At 37.4% G+C, this 18,610-nt stretch carries 10 protein-coding genes; all 10 read right to left on the bottom strand.

All coding sequences use genetic code 11. The annotated features are described in order from the left end of the window. Positions 1-15: 15 nt before the first annotated feature. Entirely contained in the window at positions 16-3,531 is a 3,516-nt protein-coding gene (locus ABWU87_RS00335) for a glycosyl hydrolase 2 galactose-binding domain-containing protein (protein WP_353332182.1), read from the bottom strand. A 352-nt stretch (positions 3,532-3,883) separates the two neighbouring features. Beyond that, positions 3,884-5,569 (bottom strand): DUF5060 domain-containing protein, encoded by a 1,686-nt coding sequence (locus ABWU87_RS00330; protein ID WP_353332180.1) that lies wholly within the window; start codon positions 5,567-5,569, stop codon positions 3,884-3,886. A 320-nt stretch (positions 5,570-5,889) separates the two neighbouring features. Continuing rightward, a complete protein-coding gene (locus ABWU87_RS00325; protein WP_434533895.1) occupies positions 5,890-7,077 on the bottom strand; it encodes a glycoside hydrolase family 26 protein in 1,188 nt (395 codons plus the stop codon). A 422-nt stretch (positions 7,078-7,499) separates the two neighbouring features. Beyond that, positions 7,500-8,459, bottom strand: a complete 960-nt coding sequence (locus tag ABWU87_RS00320) for a hypothetical protein (protein WP_353332178.1) — start codon at positions 8,457-8,459, stop codon at positions 7,500-7,502. An 18-nt stretch (positions 8,460-8,477) separates the two neighbouring features. Further along, positions 8,478-9,983, bottom strand: coding sequence for a RagB/SusD family nutrient uptake outer membrane protein (locus tag ABWU87_RS00315; RefSeq protein WP_353332176.1), 1,506 nt, complete (start codon positions 9,981-9,983; stop codon positions 8,478-8,480). Between the two features lie 14 nt (positions 9,984-9,997). Next, positions 9,998-13,114, bottom strand: a complete 3,117-nt coding sequence (locus tag ABWU87_RS00310; RefSeq protein ID WP_353332174.1) for a SusC/RagA family TonB-linked outer membrane protein — start codon at positions 13,112-13,114, stop codon at positions 9,998-10,000. Between the two features lie 711 nt (positions 13,115-13,825). Beyond that, on the bottom strand, positions 13,826-14,719 hold the full coding sequence (locus ABWU87_RS00305) for an AraC family transcriptional regulator (RefSeq protein ID WP_353332172.1): 894 nt from the start codon (positions 14,717-14,719) through the stop codon (positions 13,826-13,828). A 68-nt stretch (positions 14,720-14,787) separates the two neighbouring features. Then, positions 14,788-16,044, bottom strand: coding sequence for a mechanosensitive ion channel family protein (locus ABWU87_RS00300; protein ID WP_353332170.1), 1,257 nt, complete (start codon positions 16,042-16,044; stop codon positions 14,788-14,790). 5 nt (positions 16,045-16,049) lie between these two features. Further along, positions 16,050-17,399 (bottom strand): citrate/2-methylcitrate synthase, encoded by a 1,350-nt coding sequence (locus ABWU87_RS00295; RefSeq protein WP_353332168.1) that lies wholly within the window; start codon positions 17,397-17,399, stop codon positions 16,050-16,052. A gap of 12 nt (positions 17,400-17,411) precedes the next feature. After that, positions 17,412-18,596, bottom strand: a complete 1,185-nt coding sequence (icd, locus tag ABWU87_RS00290; protein ID WP_353332166.1) for an NADP-dependent isocitrate dehydrogenase — start codon at positions 18,594-18,596, stop codon at positions 17,412-17,414. Positions 18,597-18,610: the final 14 nt, after the last annotated feature.

The raw sequence follows: 18,610 nt of genomic DNA, 5'->3' as shown, positions 1-18,610 counted from the left end.
GACATAATCACTTATTTAAAAAACGACGATAGGTTCTTCCCCTCGTGTATCCGCATCAGAGAATCTCATTGTAATAACTTTATTTTCGCCAGGCATCAATGATATATAATTGTCACTGTAGAATATAGGAAGAATACGTTCTCCACTCTTTTTACCAACAACTTTAAGTCGAATCATTAAAGCTGGTGTAGCCGAATCATTTTTCAAAATTGTGGTCATAATCCATTCTCCATTCACTTTCTTAACATTGGTGCTGCTTTTCAACTCTACTTTCGGTAATTGATTTATTGCTTGAAAATTACCATCTTCTGCACCTCTCAAATAGAAATTATCCGAAACAACTTGATTATTTTCAATCAAACTTAGTTTGATAAAGTGGGTTGCCGATAGGTTTTGAGGAAATTCAAGCATAAAGCACTTTTCAGTGGTATCTTCATTGCTGCTAAGTTTTGTTTCTTTGGTCCATTGAATACTACCATCCATATTACGAATCTCTGCTTTTGCGGTGAGATCAGCATGAGTGCCTGCACTATAGTTTACAACTTCAATGTTGTTCGTGCTAGGATTCCATTGAATATGAAGTGGTTCACAAGCTTTCTTACATCCATAGTAGGCAGCGGTCGGTTCCAAAAAGTAATCGTACGTTTGCCATACCATTGACGGCCAGCAAGGATGACTCATCCATAAGAGCAATCCCTTACGATATTTGTTACGTCCCTCGAACATACCTCTATAACCATTGTAATTAATCCATTGAGCCTTTTCAGCAAATTGTTTTGCATCGTTCATATTACCGAACCCTTTAGCAATCATATCATTGAATGTTGCGCATTGTTGTGCTCCTTCTAATGTGTAATCATGAAATCCCCATTGGCTGTTCTGGGGCCAAACGTTATTTTTCCCAAAGGTGAGCAACAGACTTTCATAGTTCATAACATTAGGCATACCACGTTCGCTGTGAAATTTGTCAATGCCACTTTTCATTGTAAAATACTCCTCAACCGGTAATGCTCTGTATGGACCGCCACCGCTAACAACGCCATCTGCAGAGTTGGGGATATAATGAATTCCCGGATGAACCTGAGGTATCATTTTTCGAAGAGCATTATCAATAACTTCGGGTGGGTTACCTTCATTGCGTCCTACATAAAGAGCAATTGATGAGTGATTGCGAATGCGTTTTAAATAATCTTCTGCATTGGCCATAAACATCTCAGCATTATCTGGATCAGGACCATCAGCTGGATTTGCCAACCAGAAATCTTGCCAAATCATGATGCCATAACGGTCACAGGCTTCGTAAAATTCTTCGTCGCCCACTTGCCCTACCCAGTTGCGAATCATCGTAAAGTTCATATCCGCGTGATATGCAACTGCAATATCATATTCACGTGCACGGTAGTTTAAATTTGATTCACTAAATCCCCAGTTTCCACCACGGCCTATGAATCGGCGGCCATTGACGTAAAGTTTCAAAACGTTATTACTATCATCAAATGTCATCTGGCGGATACCTGTTTTGAACTCTTTCTTATCAGATACAGCTCCATCAATATTAAAAGAGAAGCTGGAATCGTAGAGATACTGCGGGCCATATCCTTTAGGCCACCATAATTTAGGATTCTGAAGTTTCAACGCAGCACAGTTTGATGGATCCAATTTAATTACTTTCGTTTCCTGAGGTGCCAAGCTGACTTCTTGCTCTAAAGTAATATCACCGAACTTACCAGCAAGTTTACCATTAACCTGTTCGTTTTTGTGATTTTTCAATGTCAGTTCAATAAATATCTTTGCTGAGGTTGTATCCGGCAATGCCAATTCTGTGCGAACAAATGGGTTCTCAATAGTAACATCACCTGTATGAGAGAGGTACACATCATTCCAAATACCAATATTTCTACCACGAACAGTAGGAATCCAGTCCCAACCTATCGAAGCATGGAAAGTTGGATTATCTGCTCCTAAAATCCCCCCATTCTTGTCAGGGTTCATCGCTGACTTTTCTTTTATCGCACCTATATTATCATTCTTAATAATTTCAACAGCAACTACATTCTTTTGTCCTGGTTTTACAACATCAGTGACATCAAATTTGCCACGCATAAAAGCGCCATCAATACGTCCTACGGTTTGGCCATTCACAAAGATGTTTGCTTTCCAGTTTATGCCATCAAAGTTTAGGAAAATACGTCCGTTTTTGTAGTTAGCAGGTATTTCAAATTCATCACGATACCAGAAATTAGAATTGAAGAAAGACTCAGAAATCTGCATCTGATTATCAGCATAATTAGAATTTGGCAGTGCACCTACATTAAAATAGCTTGACAAGACTGTGCCAGGCACGGTTGCTCTGATCCAGTCCGATGGTTCGTATTCTATTTTTGATATTTCAGTACCATTTCCTTTTACATTCGAAGCTCGTTGTAGTTGCCAGTTTCCACCGCTGAGGAACACATGCTGGTTAGTAGCTGTGGGTTGAGATTTAGGTTCTGCCACTAATCCTCCTTTACCATAAACCTCAAGTTCACTTAGTACAAATTGATTCCCGTCAGCTGACTTATCCATTGTCACACGCACATAACGAGCCTTTGTTTTACTTACGGAAATTTCATCCGTTTTAAATCTTCCACCAGGAAGATTGGCAATTGTTTTCCAGTTATCTGCATCATCAGATATCTGAATTTTTCCTTTTATGGCTTTGTTTACCCAATAAAGCTTAACCTTATCAAACTCGGCAGGAGCGCCAAAATCCACATATACCCATTCATTACTATTACCGGCACTCATCCATGTGCTATTAAAGTACTTAGATGGGGTTATCAACACCTGCTTATCATTACAATAAAAATCCCAAGCACTAATTTTCCATTCTTGAGCACCTGCCATCTTTAGAGCTATTTTGTAATAGATGTAATCTACAGTCTTATTGAAAGTGATTGTCTGGTTAAAATGCCTGGTTAATTTCTTTCCTGGAGAATCGGCCTGCGCCTGCTCTTTTCCTATAAATTCATTCCCTTTGTTCTTACCTAGTTCTTTCCAATTCTTTTTATCATTAGAACCATAACAAACAATCTCATAGCCATTATTTCTCTGTTGGTTAAACGAAACTCTACCATTGATGATTATTTTATTAATCAATGTATGGCAGTCATTTAATGCTAATTGCAAGTAAACATTGTCGCCACTTATATTGCATTCTGAATAAGGGCCTCTATCAAAAAGCCATTCTCGCTCATTTTTAGGTAAATCACCCTTTGGGGTTGATACATTAATATACGGTGGCTGCTTATCAGTAATTGTACCATCTGTAATTAACTGAGCTGTGAGGTTATAATCGTAACTCGAGGAGTGATATGCACTCTTTAATTTTGCAACATTCCGATAGTGTTCATTATCCGGAACCAATTTAGGTGAAAAATTTTCTTGTGGATTACCCGGATAAACACCGATACCTCTTGTATAGTAATTAGTTTGTGAATAGCTGCTTTTACATGAAATGAGCAACAAAACAATAAGACAAATCTTTCTCATGACATTATTATTATTTTACAGAACAAATGTAGTCCTTTTATTAGCAATAGAGTAATATTATTTTTTCCATGAATGATACTTTTCTGACAATTATCTAGTATTTTAGCATAATGCAAGGAACAATTGAAAGCAACATCTCCAAAAGAGTTATCAGGCCAGAAAAAGTAAATACAGAAGATTGGTTTACTTTTTCGATCATAAAAAAGGACTAAAACTTTTTTCCAACATCACTCTACAATCCACATAGCGAAAAAAAGCAAAATCCTTTTATGATCAAATGTTGTGGTCAATAACTTCTGGCTAATTATTAAGGATATTGAGTAGTTGCAAACTCACCTTTGAAACTCTATTTCTATTTTTTAGAAGGAGTAATGATTATGACCTGCTCTCGAAGGGATTCGAGATATAAATCATTTATTTTTAATCCATTCTCTGAAGAAGAGTGAACTTTTACATCCTTGTAAATAAGAGTTTTTGGATCGAACGATTGTATGGAATAGTTGCCATCTATCTTCGTTTGAATATTCACTATTACAGAAGCTGGATCCAAATTGGCGTTTAATAGATAAACAAAAAAAGTTGATCCACATTTCACACCAAAAGCCTGACAGTTCCCGGCATTAACAGGAACATGTTGAAACGAACCATCTCCAGCGGCCAGCATCATATCACTAATTTGACGAACGCCTTTTAAATAAGATTGCATGTTGCGACTATCAAAAAACTCCCACCACCAACTCATGGGTAATATAGGTGTAGGTGAAAAAAGTCCGTACCATAAACCACGACGAAAATCCATATCCATACTTTCGGCAAAGTCATTGAAGTTTTTACTCCAATCCCACTCATAGCCAAATTCACCAATAACATAAGGTTTATCAAATTTCTCCACATATCTGTTAATCTCGACAGGGATAATAGATGTATTACGATAAATATGTTTTTGATTTACATCAATGCACTTCAAAGAATTTAAGCCATCAATGTCACGGTGAGAAATACTTGTGGTGCATATATGATTATAAGGATCGATTGATTTAAGGTACCGGCTCATTTCATCATGCCAGGCAACAATATCGGCACCATTAATGGCATGACCAGGGTCACCGAATTGTACATTATCAACTTCGTTAAAAAACTCCCAAGCAGCAATACTTGTGCTATATCCCCAACGAGCTACTATGTATCTTAATCTGTTTTTATATCGTTGTTTGGCTTCTTGTTTCACAAAAAAATCTGCAGCCGAATCAACCAATCCGCCTTCGCGCTTATTGTAGGCGCCCGGACCCAAAGTGAGCATCATATACAAATGTAATGAATCATTGAGTTCCATCAATCGATCCATTTTTATTAATGCACTGGGATTATAGTATTCATCTGAGGATTGGTAACGATTATTATTAAACCCATTTTTAAAATCAATAGGGAGATTCCAAGAACACATCCAAGTCCGAAAAAAATTACCTCCATTGGTTGCCAAAGTTGGTAACATATACTCATAATTAAATTTTGACTTCTGATTTAATTCCTTGAAAAATTTAGAGTCATCGCTGTCTCGTGATTCCCAACAAATGTTCTCACCTATTCCACGAAATGGTTTTCCATCGTCAAAACGGAAAGTCCATTTGTCATTCGCATGAAGAAAGCCATTTTTAGAGCCGGAAGAGATGATCGCTATTTTTTTATAACCCGTAGAATACGCAAGATGCTTATTTTTTGTGATTACGAATTTATATTGATATTTTCCTAACTCCTGTGGAGTAAAACGAGCTTTCCACAACGATTCTTTACCACTTTCACCCGAAACATAAAAACAAGGTAATAACATCATCCTTCCTGAAGGAGAGATAATCTCCATATCCAAAGCAATGTCTTCCTGCAAATATGGGTTCTGCCAGTTTTCAGTAAGATTAACATTGATTTCTACCTTTTCATACAGAGCAAATTTCCCCATAATTACGGTGACTTTATTAAAATTAGCTGAAGCAATTTGCGTTATTAGAAATAATACAAAAAAAGAAGCAATATTTTTTTTCATAAACAGTTAATTTAGTAATATTATTTAAGGTTCACTGAAAAATAACATTTTACAGCGACTTAAATGATGCATCGGTTTTCAAATTACGACATATTTTATTGTTAAACATAAATCTTGGTAAAATTGTAAACAATTTAGCCATAATGGCATCTAATTCATAAATAGATTTTTATTTCACTGTAATACATGCATATAAACAGGCTATCTAATGGAATATCTAATTTTTTCTTTTGGCTCAAACTTAATATCATTCGCTTTTGATGTAAAGGAGATCTAAATACCTGACTTATATTTATCTATTATTTTATCAATAAATACCCCTAATTAATTGTTATACCATCTGCCATTTTATACATATCCGGAAGATCTTTACTAAATAAAGATATAGGGCTATTATACATTTTTATAAAGTTAGACACTGATGGATGACCCTGAAATACAGAATAATAATGAGTTCCAGTCTCTTGAGGATCATACTTGTTTCGCCACATTACAATCATGCTGACAGCCTGTCCAGTAGCCGGAGTTAAAATCTGCTTTGTCCAATAATCACTATCTTTAAAGCCTTCGACTCCTGTTTCGGTAACTCCACAAGGTTTCATTTTTTCTTTAGAAACTGTCGAAATTGCATTCAAATTAGTAGTAAATGTGCTTGGATTCAACCCGTGATAACAATCCATTCCTATAAAGTCTACATAATCATCGCCCGGCCAACGGAACAGAAAATCATCTTTTGTCTTTGGAACATCCATTTGTGGAGAAATGGCATATATAAATTGATGGACACCTTTCGTATCGCGCAAATAATTAACAGTAAATTTCCACAAGCCAATAAATTCTTCTTTAGTTGTGCACGATTGTCCCCACCATGACCATGTTTGTGTATGTTCGTGGAATGGACGGAAAATAATCGGGATCAAATTACCTTTATCATCTTTTAATTCAGCAGCAAATATAGCCAGTCTATCCAACCAGGTTTTAAAACGAATATTGGTAGCACTTCCTTCTGTCAGAATTTCTTTTACTACTTTATTATTTGAGTTATCCCATGCATCACCATCTGTCAATGGATTATTCAAATGACAACATGCAAGAATCACTTCTCCTCTACTTCGAGCTTCCAATATACACCGTTTACGAATTGCATTCTCTGCTTGGGAAGTTGACGTAAGACATCTATCATCCATTATTTCAGCAAAGTCAACACCAAATACAGCAGGATAATCTCCGCAGACATCCTTCGTATCAGACCCTTCAGGTTTATTGTACCATTTGCGTCCATACCAAAGATCATCGTGGTGACCAAACATAAAGCCTTTAGATTGTATTGCCCATAATTGAGAATACAATGCTTTTGTTTGAGTAGTGGCATTTTTGTCTACCATACTAAGCTTAATAGTTGATGGTGGATTTGTTTCTCCTTCAGTCGGAATATCAGATGGATTTCCTTTTATACAAGAAACAGAGAATAAGGTAAGCATCAATAATAATACATATGCTTTTTTCATGTGTAAATATAGAGTTGCGATACTCATAAAACGGGTATCATATTAATATTAGATTAAAATTTGACATGCCAAAGATTAAGCAGATCTCATTAAATTATTAGAGCAAGCTTTTCAGAACACCCATATAATAGTAAAACTTCATGTACGTACTCTTTGAGCTACACGTCATTGCTTGGCTGCTTCTTTTAATTTCATAATCAAATTTCTATGCAGCCATAACATATACAGCAGTAGTTCCAGAAAACTAGACAAAAGAATAATTGTACTTATGCGCTATCCATTCCTAGGTTAATATACGATTATTAAAAGCATTTACTTAACAAGGATAGATAAATCGTAACCATATTTTAGAAGCATATCAGCATATAATTAGATTATGAATTGCTTCATAATCTAATTATAGCTTCTGAATTTACACAGGATCAGGACTTTGTAACAGAAATCCAGTATCTGCGTACTTTCTTTGCAAACTTATCATAGTCACTATATATGTTTTTCCAATCATCCGTACCATTAATATTGAATGCAAAAGCATTGTTAGAAATAGTCATCGACAGACCATTACCCAAATTTTCAGTTCCAGGTCCAACTAATGAGCCTGTGGTAACTCTTCCATTAGCATCGGTGAAAGTAATTGTCCCAGCCGCATAATTTCGTACCCATGTACTTTCTCCTTCAGGTATTTGACGATAATATTTTTTTAAATCCAGATCTACTCCAGGATTATCTTTGTTCATACTTCCAACAAATATAAAATCGGCATATTTACCATCTGCTCCGGCATTATTAACACATTTACCGCTTGTATTTCCGTCATCTGAAATTCCAGTCATTGTAAATGTCAGAGAGTTGTCACACTCTTTATCCGGACCAAAATTACTAGACCAACACCATGGTTTGTCAATAAGTTGCATTACAGCTCCACCACCATATTCGGGACCAGTACCACCAAAAATAGTTAATTTATTCACTTTCCAAGTTCCAACCAGAGATTCAGTGAATTCAGTTGCATGAATTGTATAATCACGTTTTTCACCAGTAGCTGACGTCACGGTTAATGAAGCAGTTCTTGAATTATTCTCAAAATTCATCGCTTCACCTACCACAACAGATGAAGTTGCTTGATAAGATGTCTCTAATTTATTTAGCTTGACACTTGACAAATCGGGAATTGCAGTCACATTTATGGCTACTGTTATCTGACCTGTAGTAGCATCAATATTTTCAATAGTAGCAGTTCCAACTTGATTTTCAAATTTAATATTTAGAATTGACCTTTCATGATTCCATCCTCCATCTTTTACATCCTCCAATGGATCTTTCACACATGATAGTTGTGCCAATGCCACAACTGCAATTAATATATATTTTACTATTTTCATATAATTATCTAATTTAATTTATCTAAGACTTCCGTTCAAATTAATTTCAGCCTGAGGTATTGGATAGAAAGTGACTTTATCCTCACTCAATCCTGCTGCCTCGGGAACATCTTTAGTTATGCGGTTCCAACGGCGAAGATCATACATATGGTCACCTTCAAAGGCTAATTCAAAAGTACGTTCTTTAAAAATCTCTTTTCTAAAATCATTTTTATCGAGATTTGGTTTCAAATCGCCTAAATTGGCTCTGTGGCGAATAAAGTTTACTAGTTCATAAGATTTACTAGTGGGTCCAGCTGCTTCTGCATAAATTAATGCTACATCAGAAAATCTGATTAAGAATGGCCGAGTGCTTGTTTTATCAGCATCAAATTTTGGATCTATAAACTTCCGACAGAAAGGGTACGGTATCTTACTTGGATATTCGGCTTTCAATGTACCATTTGCATTGTATACTTTGCTGACGATAAGATCTGTTTTCCGTTTATCGTTAGGATCATAACTATTGTAGAAGTTAATTTCTGTACGATATTCTCCCCAACCGTCATGTGTTGGTATATATGTATTTGAATCACCTTGTTTCAGGTAAAGTGTAGCTCCGTCAATATAGGGGATAAACATCTTTGAAATCTTGGAATATTCACCTTCAGTTGAGCCTGATCGATCCATCGCCATAATAAATATGTGTTCAGAACCTCTTGGCTTTTCAACATCATAGATATCCAATAAAGAGTTCTCAAACTTATAAACCGATTGTTTATTGATTACTTCTCCTGAATAATAAGCGGCACTGTCATACATTGCATTAAAATCACGTTTCATGTCTTTGTATAAAGGCACATTGTGTTCTTTTGCAGATGCAACGTACAAGTAAGCTTTAGCAGCAAGTGACTGAGCAGCAACTTTGTCTGCACGTCCAATTCTCGGTGCATCATAAACTGATAACAAATCAGCTGCTTTACGACAATCAGAAAGAATCAGATCATACATTGCATCCATATTGGGTGCTAAAGGAGTTGAAGTTTGATTTAAGGTTCCAGTCACAGTATTATGTAAAGGAACAAGTCCAAAATTACGGACCAGATTAAAATAATTCCATGCCCTCAAAAAATAAGCTTCCCCAAGGTACTGATCTTTCAAAGATTGATTGAAATCACAACCGGGAACCTTTTGAATTACCGCATTTGCTCTGTTTACTCCGATGAATGCATACTTAAAAAAGTTCTCTAGCGATCCGTTTGTTTTAAAATTATCTACTTTCCAGTTATTCAAATCCTGATTGTCAACACTAGCGTCCGACTTAGTTGTTGTTATTTCACTGGCAATATCTCCAAGGAAAAAAATAGTTCTGGAATATTCCAAATAAGTAAGTGTTCCGTAAGCATAAGTAAGAGCCGCTTCAGCGTCGGCTGCGGTTTTATAAAAATTATCTTCGGAATAAAAGCCATAAGGCTTTTCATCTAAATTGCATGAGCCAAGAGCTAAAGCTGAACAAATGGCAAACAATTTTATTTTATTTTTCATAATTATCATGTTTTTTAAAAGGTTAAATCAATACCAAAAGTCCATTTTCTAAGGCGTGGATAACCTCCACCATATACCCCATTCAACCCAACTTCCGGATCATATCCTTTAAACTTAGTGAAGGTGTACAGATTGGAAGCGTTAACATAGATACGCGCTTTTGATAAAACTGTTTTCTTTGGAAGATCAAACGTATAGCCTAAACTTAGGTTTTGTACTCTCAGGAATGAGCCATCTTCAATCCACCAATCAGAAATTTTAACCTGACGTCCTTCTCTCAAGCTTGGATATGCGTTTGTAGGATTATCTGGAGTCCAACGGAATGGTTGATTACTTGGCTGATTAAATGCTTGAGTATTTAATACATCCTGGCCAAACACCCCATTTAGGAAAATGCTAGCATCGAACTTTTTCCATGAAAGATTTAAAGCCAAACTTGCCATAAAATCAGGATTAGGATTACCTATAATTGTTTTATCACTTTCGTTAATCTGTTTGTCATTATTTAAATCCAGATATTTGTATTCACCTGGGTTTGCGTTATCTCCGGATAATCCGGATTTCAGACCTTCCTCTAGTGTTTGAACAATACCATTTGTCTTGTATCCATAAAATACATTTACCGGTTGACCAATAGCTAAGATATTGGTATAATCACGATATTGTTCCAGGTTATTTCCTGAATATTCAAATAACATGCCTGTCATAGGGTCTGTGATTAGTCCAGATTCCAATGTATTACCTAAACTTTTTACTTTGTTTCTGTTTAGAGAATAGATTAATGTTCCTCCAAACTTCCAATCTTTCGTGTTTATAATATCAGCATCGACTGTCACTTCAAAGCCACGATTCTGTATTTTACCATCATTTACCCACATTTTGTCATAACCGGAAGAAAGTGCAAGATTACGCTCACGCAACAAATCTTTGGTTTGCTTATCATAAACATCAAGAGTCAATCTTAGTCTCCTGTTAAAGAACGCCATATCGATACCTAAATCTGCCTGTGCAGTTGTTTCCCATTTCAAATCAGGATTTGGTATACCACTCCATACTCTGTATATCCATCCCGGACCAGTCCATCCGGAAACATATCCGGGACCAATTGTTGTAACCCATTTACCATCATCATAATATTTGCCTGTGCCGTAACGACTTAGTGTTTGATAAGGACTAATTCCCTGGTTACCCGAAATACCATAGCTAAAACGTACTTTCAACTCATCGAAAACATTCAATTTCTTAATAAATTCTTCTTCATGAGCTTTCCAGCTGAGTGCTCCTGAAGGGAACATTGCCCATTTGTCGTTTTCGCCGAATTTAGAAGAACCGTCACTACGAGCAGTTAATGTCATGAGGTACTTATTAGCATAAGCATAATTCAGGCGGAACATTCCGGATATTAAGTTTGTTTTAGAATATCCATTTGATACTTCGTTTTTTTCTGGATTACCAGCACTCATATTTTCATTTCCCAAAGCCTCATTTACAAAATCTTTTGCAACCAAGCCAGAACTTCTTGACATATTATATTCATAAGAATAACCGAGCATTGCTCCAAAGTCATGTTTATTAAATGTCTTTTGGAAATTTGCAAAATTCTCCGAAACCAAATTATGTCCTTCCCAGTTATTTATACTTGCCAGTCCATTATTAAATTGTCCACCTTCAGTATATATTTTGGGTTGATAACTATCACTCACTGATGTTCCATATTTATAATTTAGTTGAGAAGTCAATTTTAAACAAGGTAATACCTGCCACTCCAATGCAGCCGAAGAAATAACATCTAATGTTTTACTTTTATTCATTCTGTGGTCACTGATAGCTATTGGGTGATCAAAGTCATTTGCATTAGTTAGGTAATAATCTCCTTTTTCATCATAAACCGGGAAAATAGGATTTCTCCAGTATGATAATCCACCATTAGAATTACGTGTTCCTCGAGAAAGAATATTTAAAAACTTAATTTTAAAGTTATCGTATACATTATGATCTACACTTAAATTATAACCACCTTTCGCATAATCATCTTTAATATACATACCTTTATCAGTATAATAGTTTGCACTTAAATTAAAGACCGTTTTTTCATTAGAGCTGGAAACTGTCACAGTGGTATTGTTTGAAACCGGCTTATTTCTGAATACAAGATCATCCCACCTTGTATTTGTTTTCCATGTAGTTTGAAGTTCTTCGATAGAAGGATAATAAATACCAGTTGAACTTTTTTCACCAACATATAAAGGAGTAAAACCACCATTGATTCTACTTTCATTGCTAAGTGATGCCATCAATACCGGGTCGCGCCATAAATTTAAGTCAGAGGTAAACTCCGAAACTGTAATTTGTTGCTTTACAGTTATACTGGTTATTCCCTTTTTAGCCCTCTTTGTAACAATCATAATAACACCATTCGCACCACGCGAACCATAAATAGCAGAAGCAGAAGCATCTTTTAGTATTTCCATACTAACAATATCTGCAGGATTGATTTGTTTTAAGTCTCCGGCATCTCCTAATGGAAAACCATCAACAACAACCAAAGGAGAATTTGATCCACGAAGAGAACTTCCACCACGAATACGAAGTGTAGAACCTGCTCCTGGGTCTTGAGAAGAATTAACAACCTGAAGCCCTGCAGCACGTCCTTGCAACAACCCTTCAACAGAGTTGGCTGGGATCTCTTTTAAAGCTTCTGTTTTTATAGAAGCTACAGACCCCGTCAAATCACTTTTTTTGACGCTACCATAGCCAATAACAACAACTTGATCCAATTGAACAGATGACTCGTCTAAAACAACATTTATTACTCTATTTCCTCCAACAGAAACGGATTTACCAACCATTCCTATATAAGAGAACTCAAGGATTGCATTTCTAGGTACATTGGTTAATTGGTATTTACCATCAAAATCAGTAATTGTACCAACTGCCTGACCTTTTATCTTTATAGTAGCTCCAATCAGAGGATCTCCTTTTCCATCTTTTACGTTACCTGAAACTGTAATTTTATCGGAATTTTGATTAACAACAGCATGTGCTGTTTGGAAAGAGCTAAAAAGCATACATAATATCACTAGTTTGTAGGATAAAATGAAATGCAGCCATTTTTTTGTTTTTTTATTCATATTATTAGATATTAATTTATAGAAATTATTTTATAAGATATTACAAAGGTATCACCCCACAATCCCCAAAACAAGTATAATTTTATCTATTAGTTATACGATTTTAACAATCTGTAAGTGACAACACTATTATTATATTGATAGGTTTAATTGTTGCATTGGTTGAAAAAATGGGATTCGTTTTTTCAATAAAGATTCACCACTGTAATCAATTTCTTTTTGCCGAAAAAGATATTCTGTAGAAAGACTGATAAGACTGTTCAATCCCTAAAAATACCTTAGACCAAAAGAAAGGCAACCATCTTAGCCAATTAAAATAAAATTAAATCATGTTTATAATATAAACTAAAGTATATTTTTACCCTCTCATAAATGTCCAAAGCTACCACTTTTGAAAACAAACAATTCCATCACCAAATTATTCTTCCTATATGCAATAGAAAAAGAGCGAGGAATTACAGATAAAATAGACTATAATAGTATAAGGTTTAAAATTTAGCATATGTAGCTATCAATATGGGTACAAATTTAGAGGTTATAAAATGCAAATTCCACGCATTATTTATCTTTTCATAATACAATTTTAACCACACGAGAATGATTAATAAGATCTTGTACAAAAGATTGCATTCTTTTGTACAAAAGAAACAATTGTTCTGTACAGAAGAATGCAATCTTTTGTACAGAACAATAAAAATATATCAGGAATGATTAAACAACGATCTTTTTCTTTCGATAATTATCCCGGAAATCTTTGGGAGAACATCCTTTTTTCTTTTTAAAGATTCGATTAAAATTGGAGAGATTATTGAAGCCACACTCATAACAGATCTCGGCAACAGACTGAGTTGAGTCTACAAGCAGGCGGATTGAATACCCTAAACGAATGTCTATTATGTAATCTGAGAGATTCTTACCAGTACGAAGTTTAAAAAAACGGCTGAAAGAGACCGACGTCATTCCAACCATGTCGGCTAATTGAGTAAGCCTGATTTCTTCTTTATAATGTTCATTGATATAATCTTGTACCTTTTGAACGCGACGACTGTCTGAATGAACACTGATCTTAGCAAAAGAAGAACTGGAAAGGGTGTGCGCATCATTACAAAGAGAAAGTTCGTAGAGTATCGTTAGAAAGTTTATCACAGCGTAGAACCCTTCTTTCTCGGAAGCCAGGGAGTCAAGCAAGTGATATACTTTGAGTATGGCAGACATTGGGAAAGAAAGCCCTTTTTGTGCCTCTTCCAACATTTTTCGGATGCTGTCGAATTGATTCTTGTTTATAAAACTTTTAAAGAACAAATCGGATGAAAATTGAATCGTTATTTCCCGTATTTGTTCAGAATGACACTCGTGTTGTTCCCATACATGCTCCAGGTCTTTACCGGTTATCAGTACTAAATCGTAGTCTCCAATCACTTCTACAGAATCTCCTACTATGCGTCTAACGCCAGATGCCTTTTCAGTAAAATTCAGTTCAAATTCCTGATGATTGTGAATAGGATAGGTAAATTCTTTCTTATAACGTTCAGCAATATAAAAACAGTCTTTGTCAGATAAGGGTGTTATTTCACGAATGATATGACTTGTGTTTGAGTTCACCATTGTATAGGTTAATAAAGTATTATACAGCAAAAGTACAATACTTTACTAAAGATACAATATTCTCTATGTTAATTTTTCAACATCCTGAAATCAGCTCCTGTCGGATTCTGGAACACGGCGAGGTCAAACTCAGGAACAACAGCCAACACGTGGTCCATCACATCCGCTTGAATCTTTTCATAAACAGCCCACTCTTTCGAGCTGGAAAAGAAATAGAGTTCCATCGGGATTCCTTTCTCTGTAGGCTGCAGATGCCTTACCAGCAGAGTCATCTCCTGATTCACTCCCGAAAGACTGCGCAAATAAAACTCCAGATAGGCCCGGAACACACCCAGGTTTGTCTGTCTAAAGCCATTCACCAGCACGGAGTCGTCCACACCACACTCCTGATTATAAGCCTTCAACCGTTCTTCCGTCTCATCTATGTAGCTCCTCAGCAGAGAGATCCGACGAAACTTTTCAAGCATTTCGGGGCTGCAGAACTTCACACTGTTCATATCTATGTTGATAAACCGTTTCACCCGTCGTCCTCCCGACTCTGTCATTCCCCGCCAGTTCTGAAAAGAGTCGCTTATCAGTGCATAGGGTGGCAAGGTGGTGATGGTATTATCAAAGTTCCTCACTTTCACGGTGTTCAGGGTAACTTCGATCACTGTACCATCGGCGTTGTATTTAGGCATGGTAATCCAATCGCCCGGACGCACCATGTTGTTTGCCGAAAGCTGAATGCCCGATACAAAGCCCATAATGCTGTCTTTGAAAACCAACATCAGGATGGCTGCCGAAGCACCCAATCCTGCCAGCAGCGACCCGGGCGATTTATCAAACAGCACGCTGAAAATCAAAATGCCACCTATAAAGAATATCACCACCTGAGCCGTCTGCAACAAGCCTTTCAGCGGCCGGTCGCGATACTTCTCATTCTCATTATATACAAAGTATACTGCCTGACAAAATTCCATCACAAACCGCATGACTACGGCGATAATATAAACTTCCGAAATCTTCAGCACCAGCGTATAGAGGTCGGAACTTTTTGGAAAGGCAATAGGAAACATGAAATAGATCATTACCGGAGCCACTATGTGGCACAGTTTGGTCATTACCTTTTCATCAAAAATAATATCATCCCAGGTTGCCTTGGTTTTGGTTACCAGCTTTTTGACCACCTTTAGCAATATGATCCGACAAATAAAATCTGCCAATAACGCAACCCCGACAATTAAAGCTATTGTCACCCACCGATCCCATGTATTTGCCGCACCGGTTGAGAAACCTAGCAGACAAAGAAAATCATTTATCCATTGAGTTATTACATTCTCCATGTTAATCAAACCCTATCTGATAAAGGTACATATTCCTGAATATCCAACACATTTTTGTAAGCAGGACGAATGATTCGCTTTCCTTCAAAGTTCAGTTCTTCGATACGATGTGCCGTCCATCCCACAATACGCGACATGGCAAACAACGGAGTATAGATTTCCGAAGGCAAGCCAATCATTTCGTATACAAATCCGGAATAGAAATCAACGTTACTGCATACCTTTTTGGCCCCTTCACCCTTAAACTTATTGAAGCATTCCAGCGAACGTTCTTCCAGCAGTTCAAGAAAATTGAATTCCTCTTCTCTGCCTTTCTCCTTGGCAAGGTCGCGCGCCATCTCTTTAAGCAACACTGCACGTGGATCGGAGATGGTGTAAACCGCATGCCCGATACCGTAAATAAGTCCGCTCTTGTTATAAGCTTCCTTATTCAGAATCCGATTTAGGTATGTATCAATTTCTTCCACGTTGGTCCAGTCCTGAATATTCTCTTTCAGGTGATTAAACATATCCACTACCTGAATGTTGGCACCACCGTGCAACGGACCTTTCAACGAGCCAATGCCGGCAGCAATGGAAGAGTAGGTATCTGTTCCGGTTGAAGAAGTAACCCTCACGGTGAAGGTAGAGTTGTTACCACCACCATGCTCTGCGTGTAATATCAGCAGCAAGTCGAGCGTGCGTGCTTCCAGATCAGTATACTTCTTTTTCAGCATATAGAGGAAGTTTTCGGCAATTGAAAGTTCTTCTTTAGGATGACGGATGTGCAAGGATAGCCCAAAGGTGGCATGCCGTAATATATTGTAGGCATAAGCAATAATCGTAGGAAACTTCGAAATCAGTTCAATGCTTTGGCGCATCAGGTTATCACGCGAGGTATCATCCGGGTTAGTATCATAGGTATACATTTCCAGCACACTGCGAGCCAGGATATTCATAATATTATTCCCTTCCAAATCAAGTATGTTCATCTTGATTTTCTGTTCCAGGGGCATATTTTCATTAATCAGTTCTTTGAATGAAACCAACTCTTCTTTATCGGGCAGATTACCCGAAAGCAACAAGTAAGCTACTTCTTCAAAGCCGAAACGATGTTCTTTCATTACGGCATGAGCTATATCATCCAAATCCAGTCCGCGGTAAAAGAGCTTTCCGGGAATGGGCTCGAGCCCACCTCCGGGTATACGCTCGTAACCTACTACGTTACCAATTTTGGTCAGCCCCACCAAAACTCCCGTACCATCTTCGTTGCGTAAGCCACGCTTTACGCCATAGAGGGTAAACAGTTCGTTGTCTATCCGTGCCGTGGTCTTAACCGACTCTGACAATTTATAAATAACATATTCTTTTTTCATAATGGTGCGATTTTATTTTTCAATGATAGAAACTAATAAGTCACGAAACTCTGTTGTGGAGAGGGAGATGCCTCCCGGCATGAAACGAGCCAGATCATGAGTTGCCTTACCTTTTTCAAAAGCTTGTTCCATAGCCGATGTAATAAGATTGGCAGCTTCGTTCCATCCAAAATACTCAAGCATCATTACAGCAGACAAGAGTAGTGACGAAGGATTAACACAATTCTGTCCCGCAATGTTCGGAGCCGTTCCGTGAGTTGCCTCAAAAATGGCATGTCCCGAGTCATAGTTTATATTGGCTCCCGGAGCTATACCAATGCCGCCAACCATGGCTGCAAGCTGGTCAGATATATAGTCGCCATTCAAGTTCAGGGTAGCAATAACCGAATATTCCTCAGGAATAAGTAATGTGTTTTGCAGAAAAGCATCGGCAATCACATCTTTGATTACGATTTTGCCTTCGCGCAATTCGTTTCCGAACTCCCGTTCAGCGAGTTCATATCCCCACTTTTTGAATCCCCCTTCGGTAAACTTCATGATATTTCCTTTATGCACAAGTGTTACACTTGGCAGATTGTTGGTCAAGGCGTAGCGGATAGCTGCACGTACCAACCGTTCGGTTCCTTCTTTTGAAACCGGTTTCACACCGAAAGATGAGGTTTCCGGGAAACGCACTTTGGTTACGCCCATCTCATCGCGAAGAAAACGATAGAACTTCTCCGCCTCGGGTGTACCCTGTTCCCACTCGATACCGGCATAGATATCTTCCGTATTTTCGCGGAAAATATGCATATTCACTTTTTGAGGTTCCTTTACTGGAGAAACAACTCCGCTGAACCAACGCACCGGACGCAGACAAACATACAAATCGAGTTCCTGCCTGAGCGCCACATTCAAGGAACGTATTCCACCGCCTATCGGAGTAGTTAGCGGACCTTTTATTCCCACATAGTAATCCTTGAACATCTGCATGGTTTCATCAGGCAACCAGGAACCGGTAGCATTGAAAGCTTTCTCACCGGCCAAGACCTCCATCCATTCAATCTCTTTTTTACCTTGATATGCAGCTCTTACTGCTGCATTGACAATAGCTTGTGCAGCAGGAGTAATCTCCGCTCCAACACCATCTCCCATAATAAAGGGTACGGTAACACAGTCGGGTATTATAAGCCGGCCGTTTTCTTTCGTAATTTTCATATCCTGAACCTTTT

Origin of the sequence: Bacteroides sedimenti, from assembly GCF_040365225.1 — a bacterium.
GTDB classification, from domain to species: domain Bacteria; phylum Bacteroidota; class Bacteroidia; order Bacteroidales; family Bacteroidaceae; genus Bacteroides; species Bacteroides sedimenti.
Note: the sequence above shows the minus strand (reverse complement) of the source record. Positions and strands in the feature narration are given on the sequence as shown.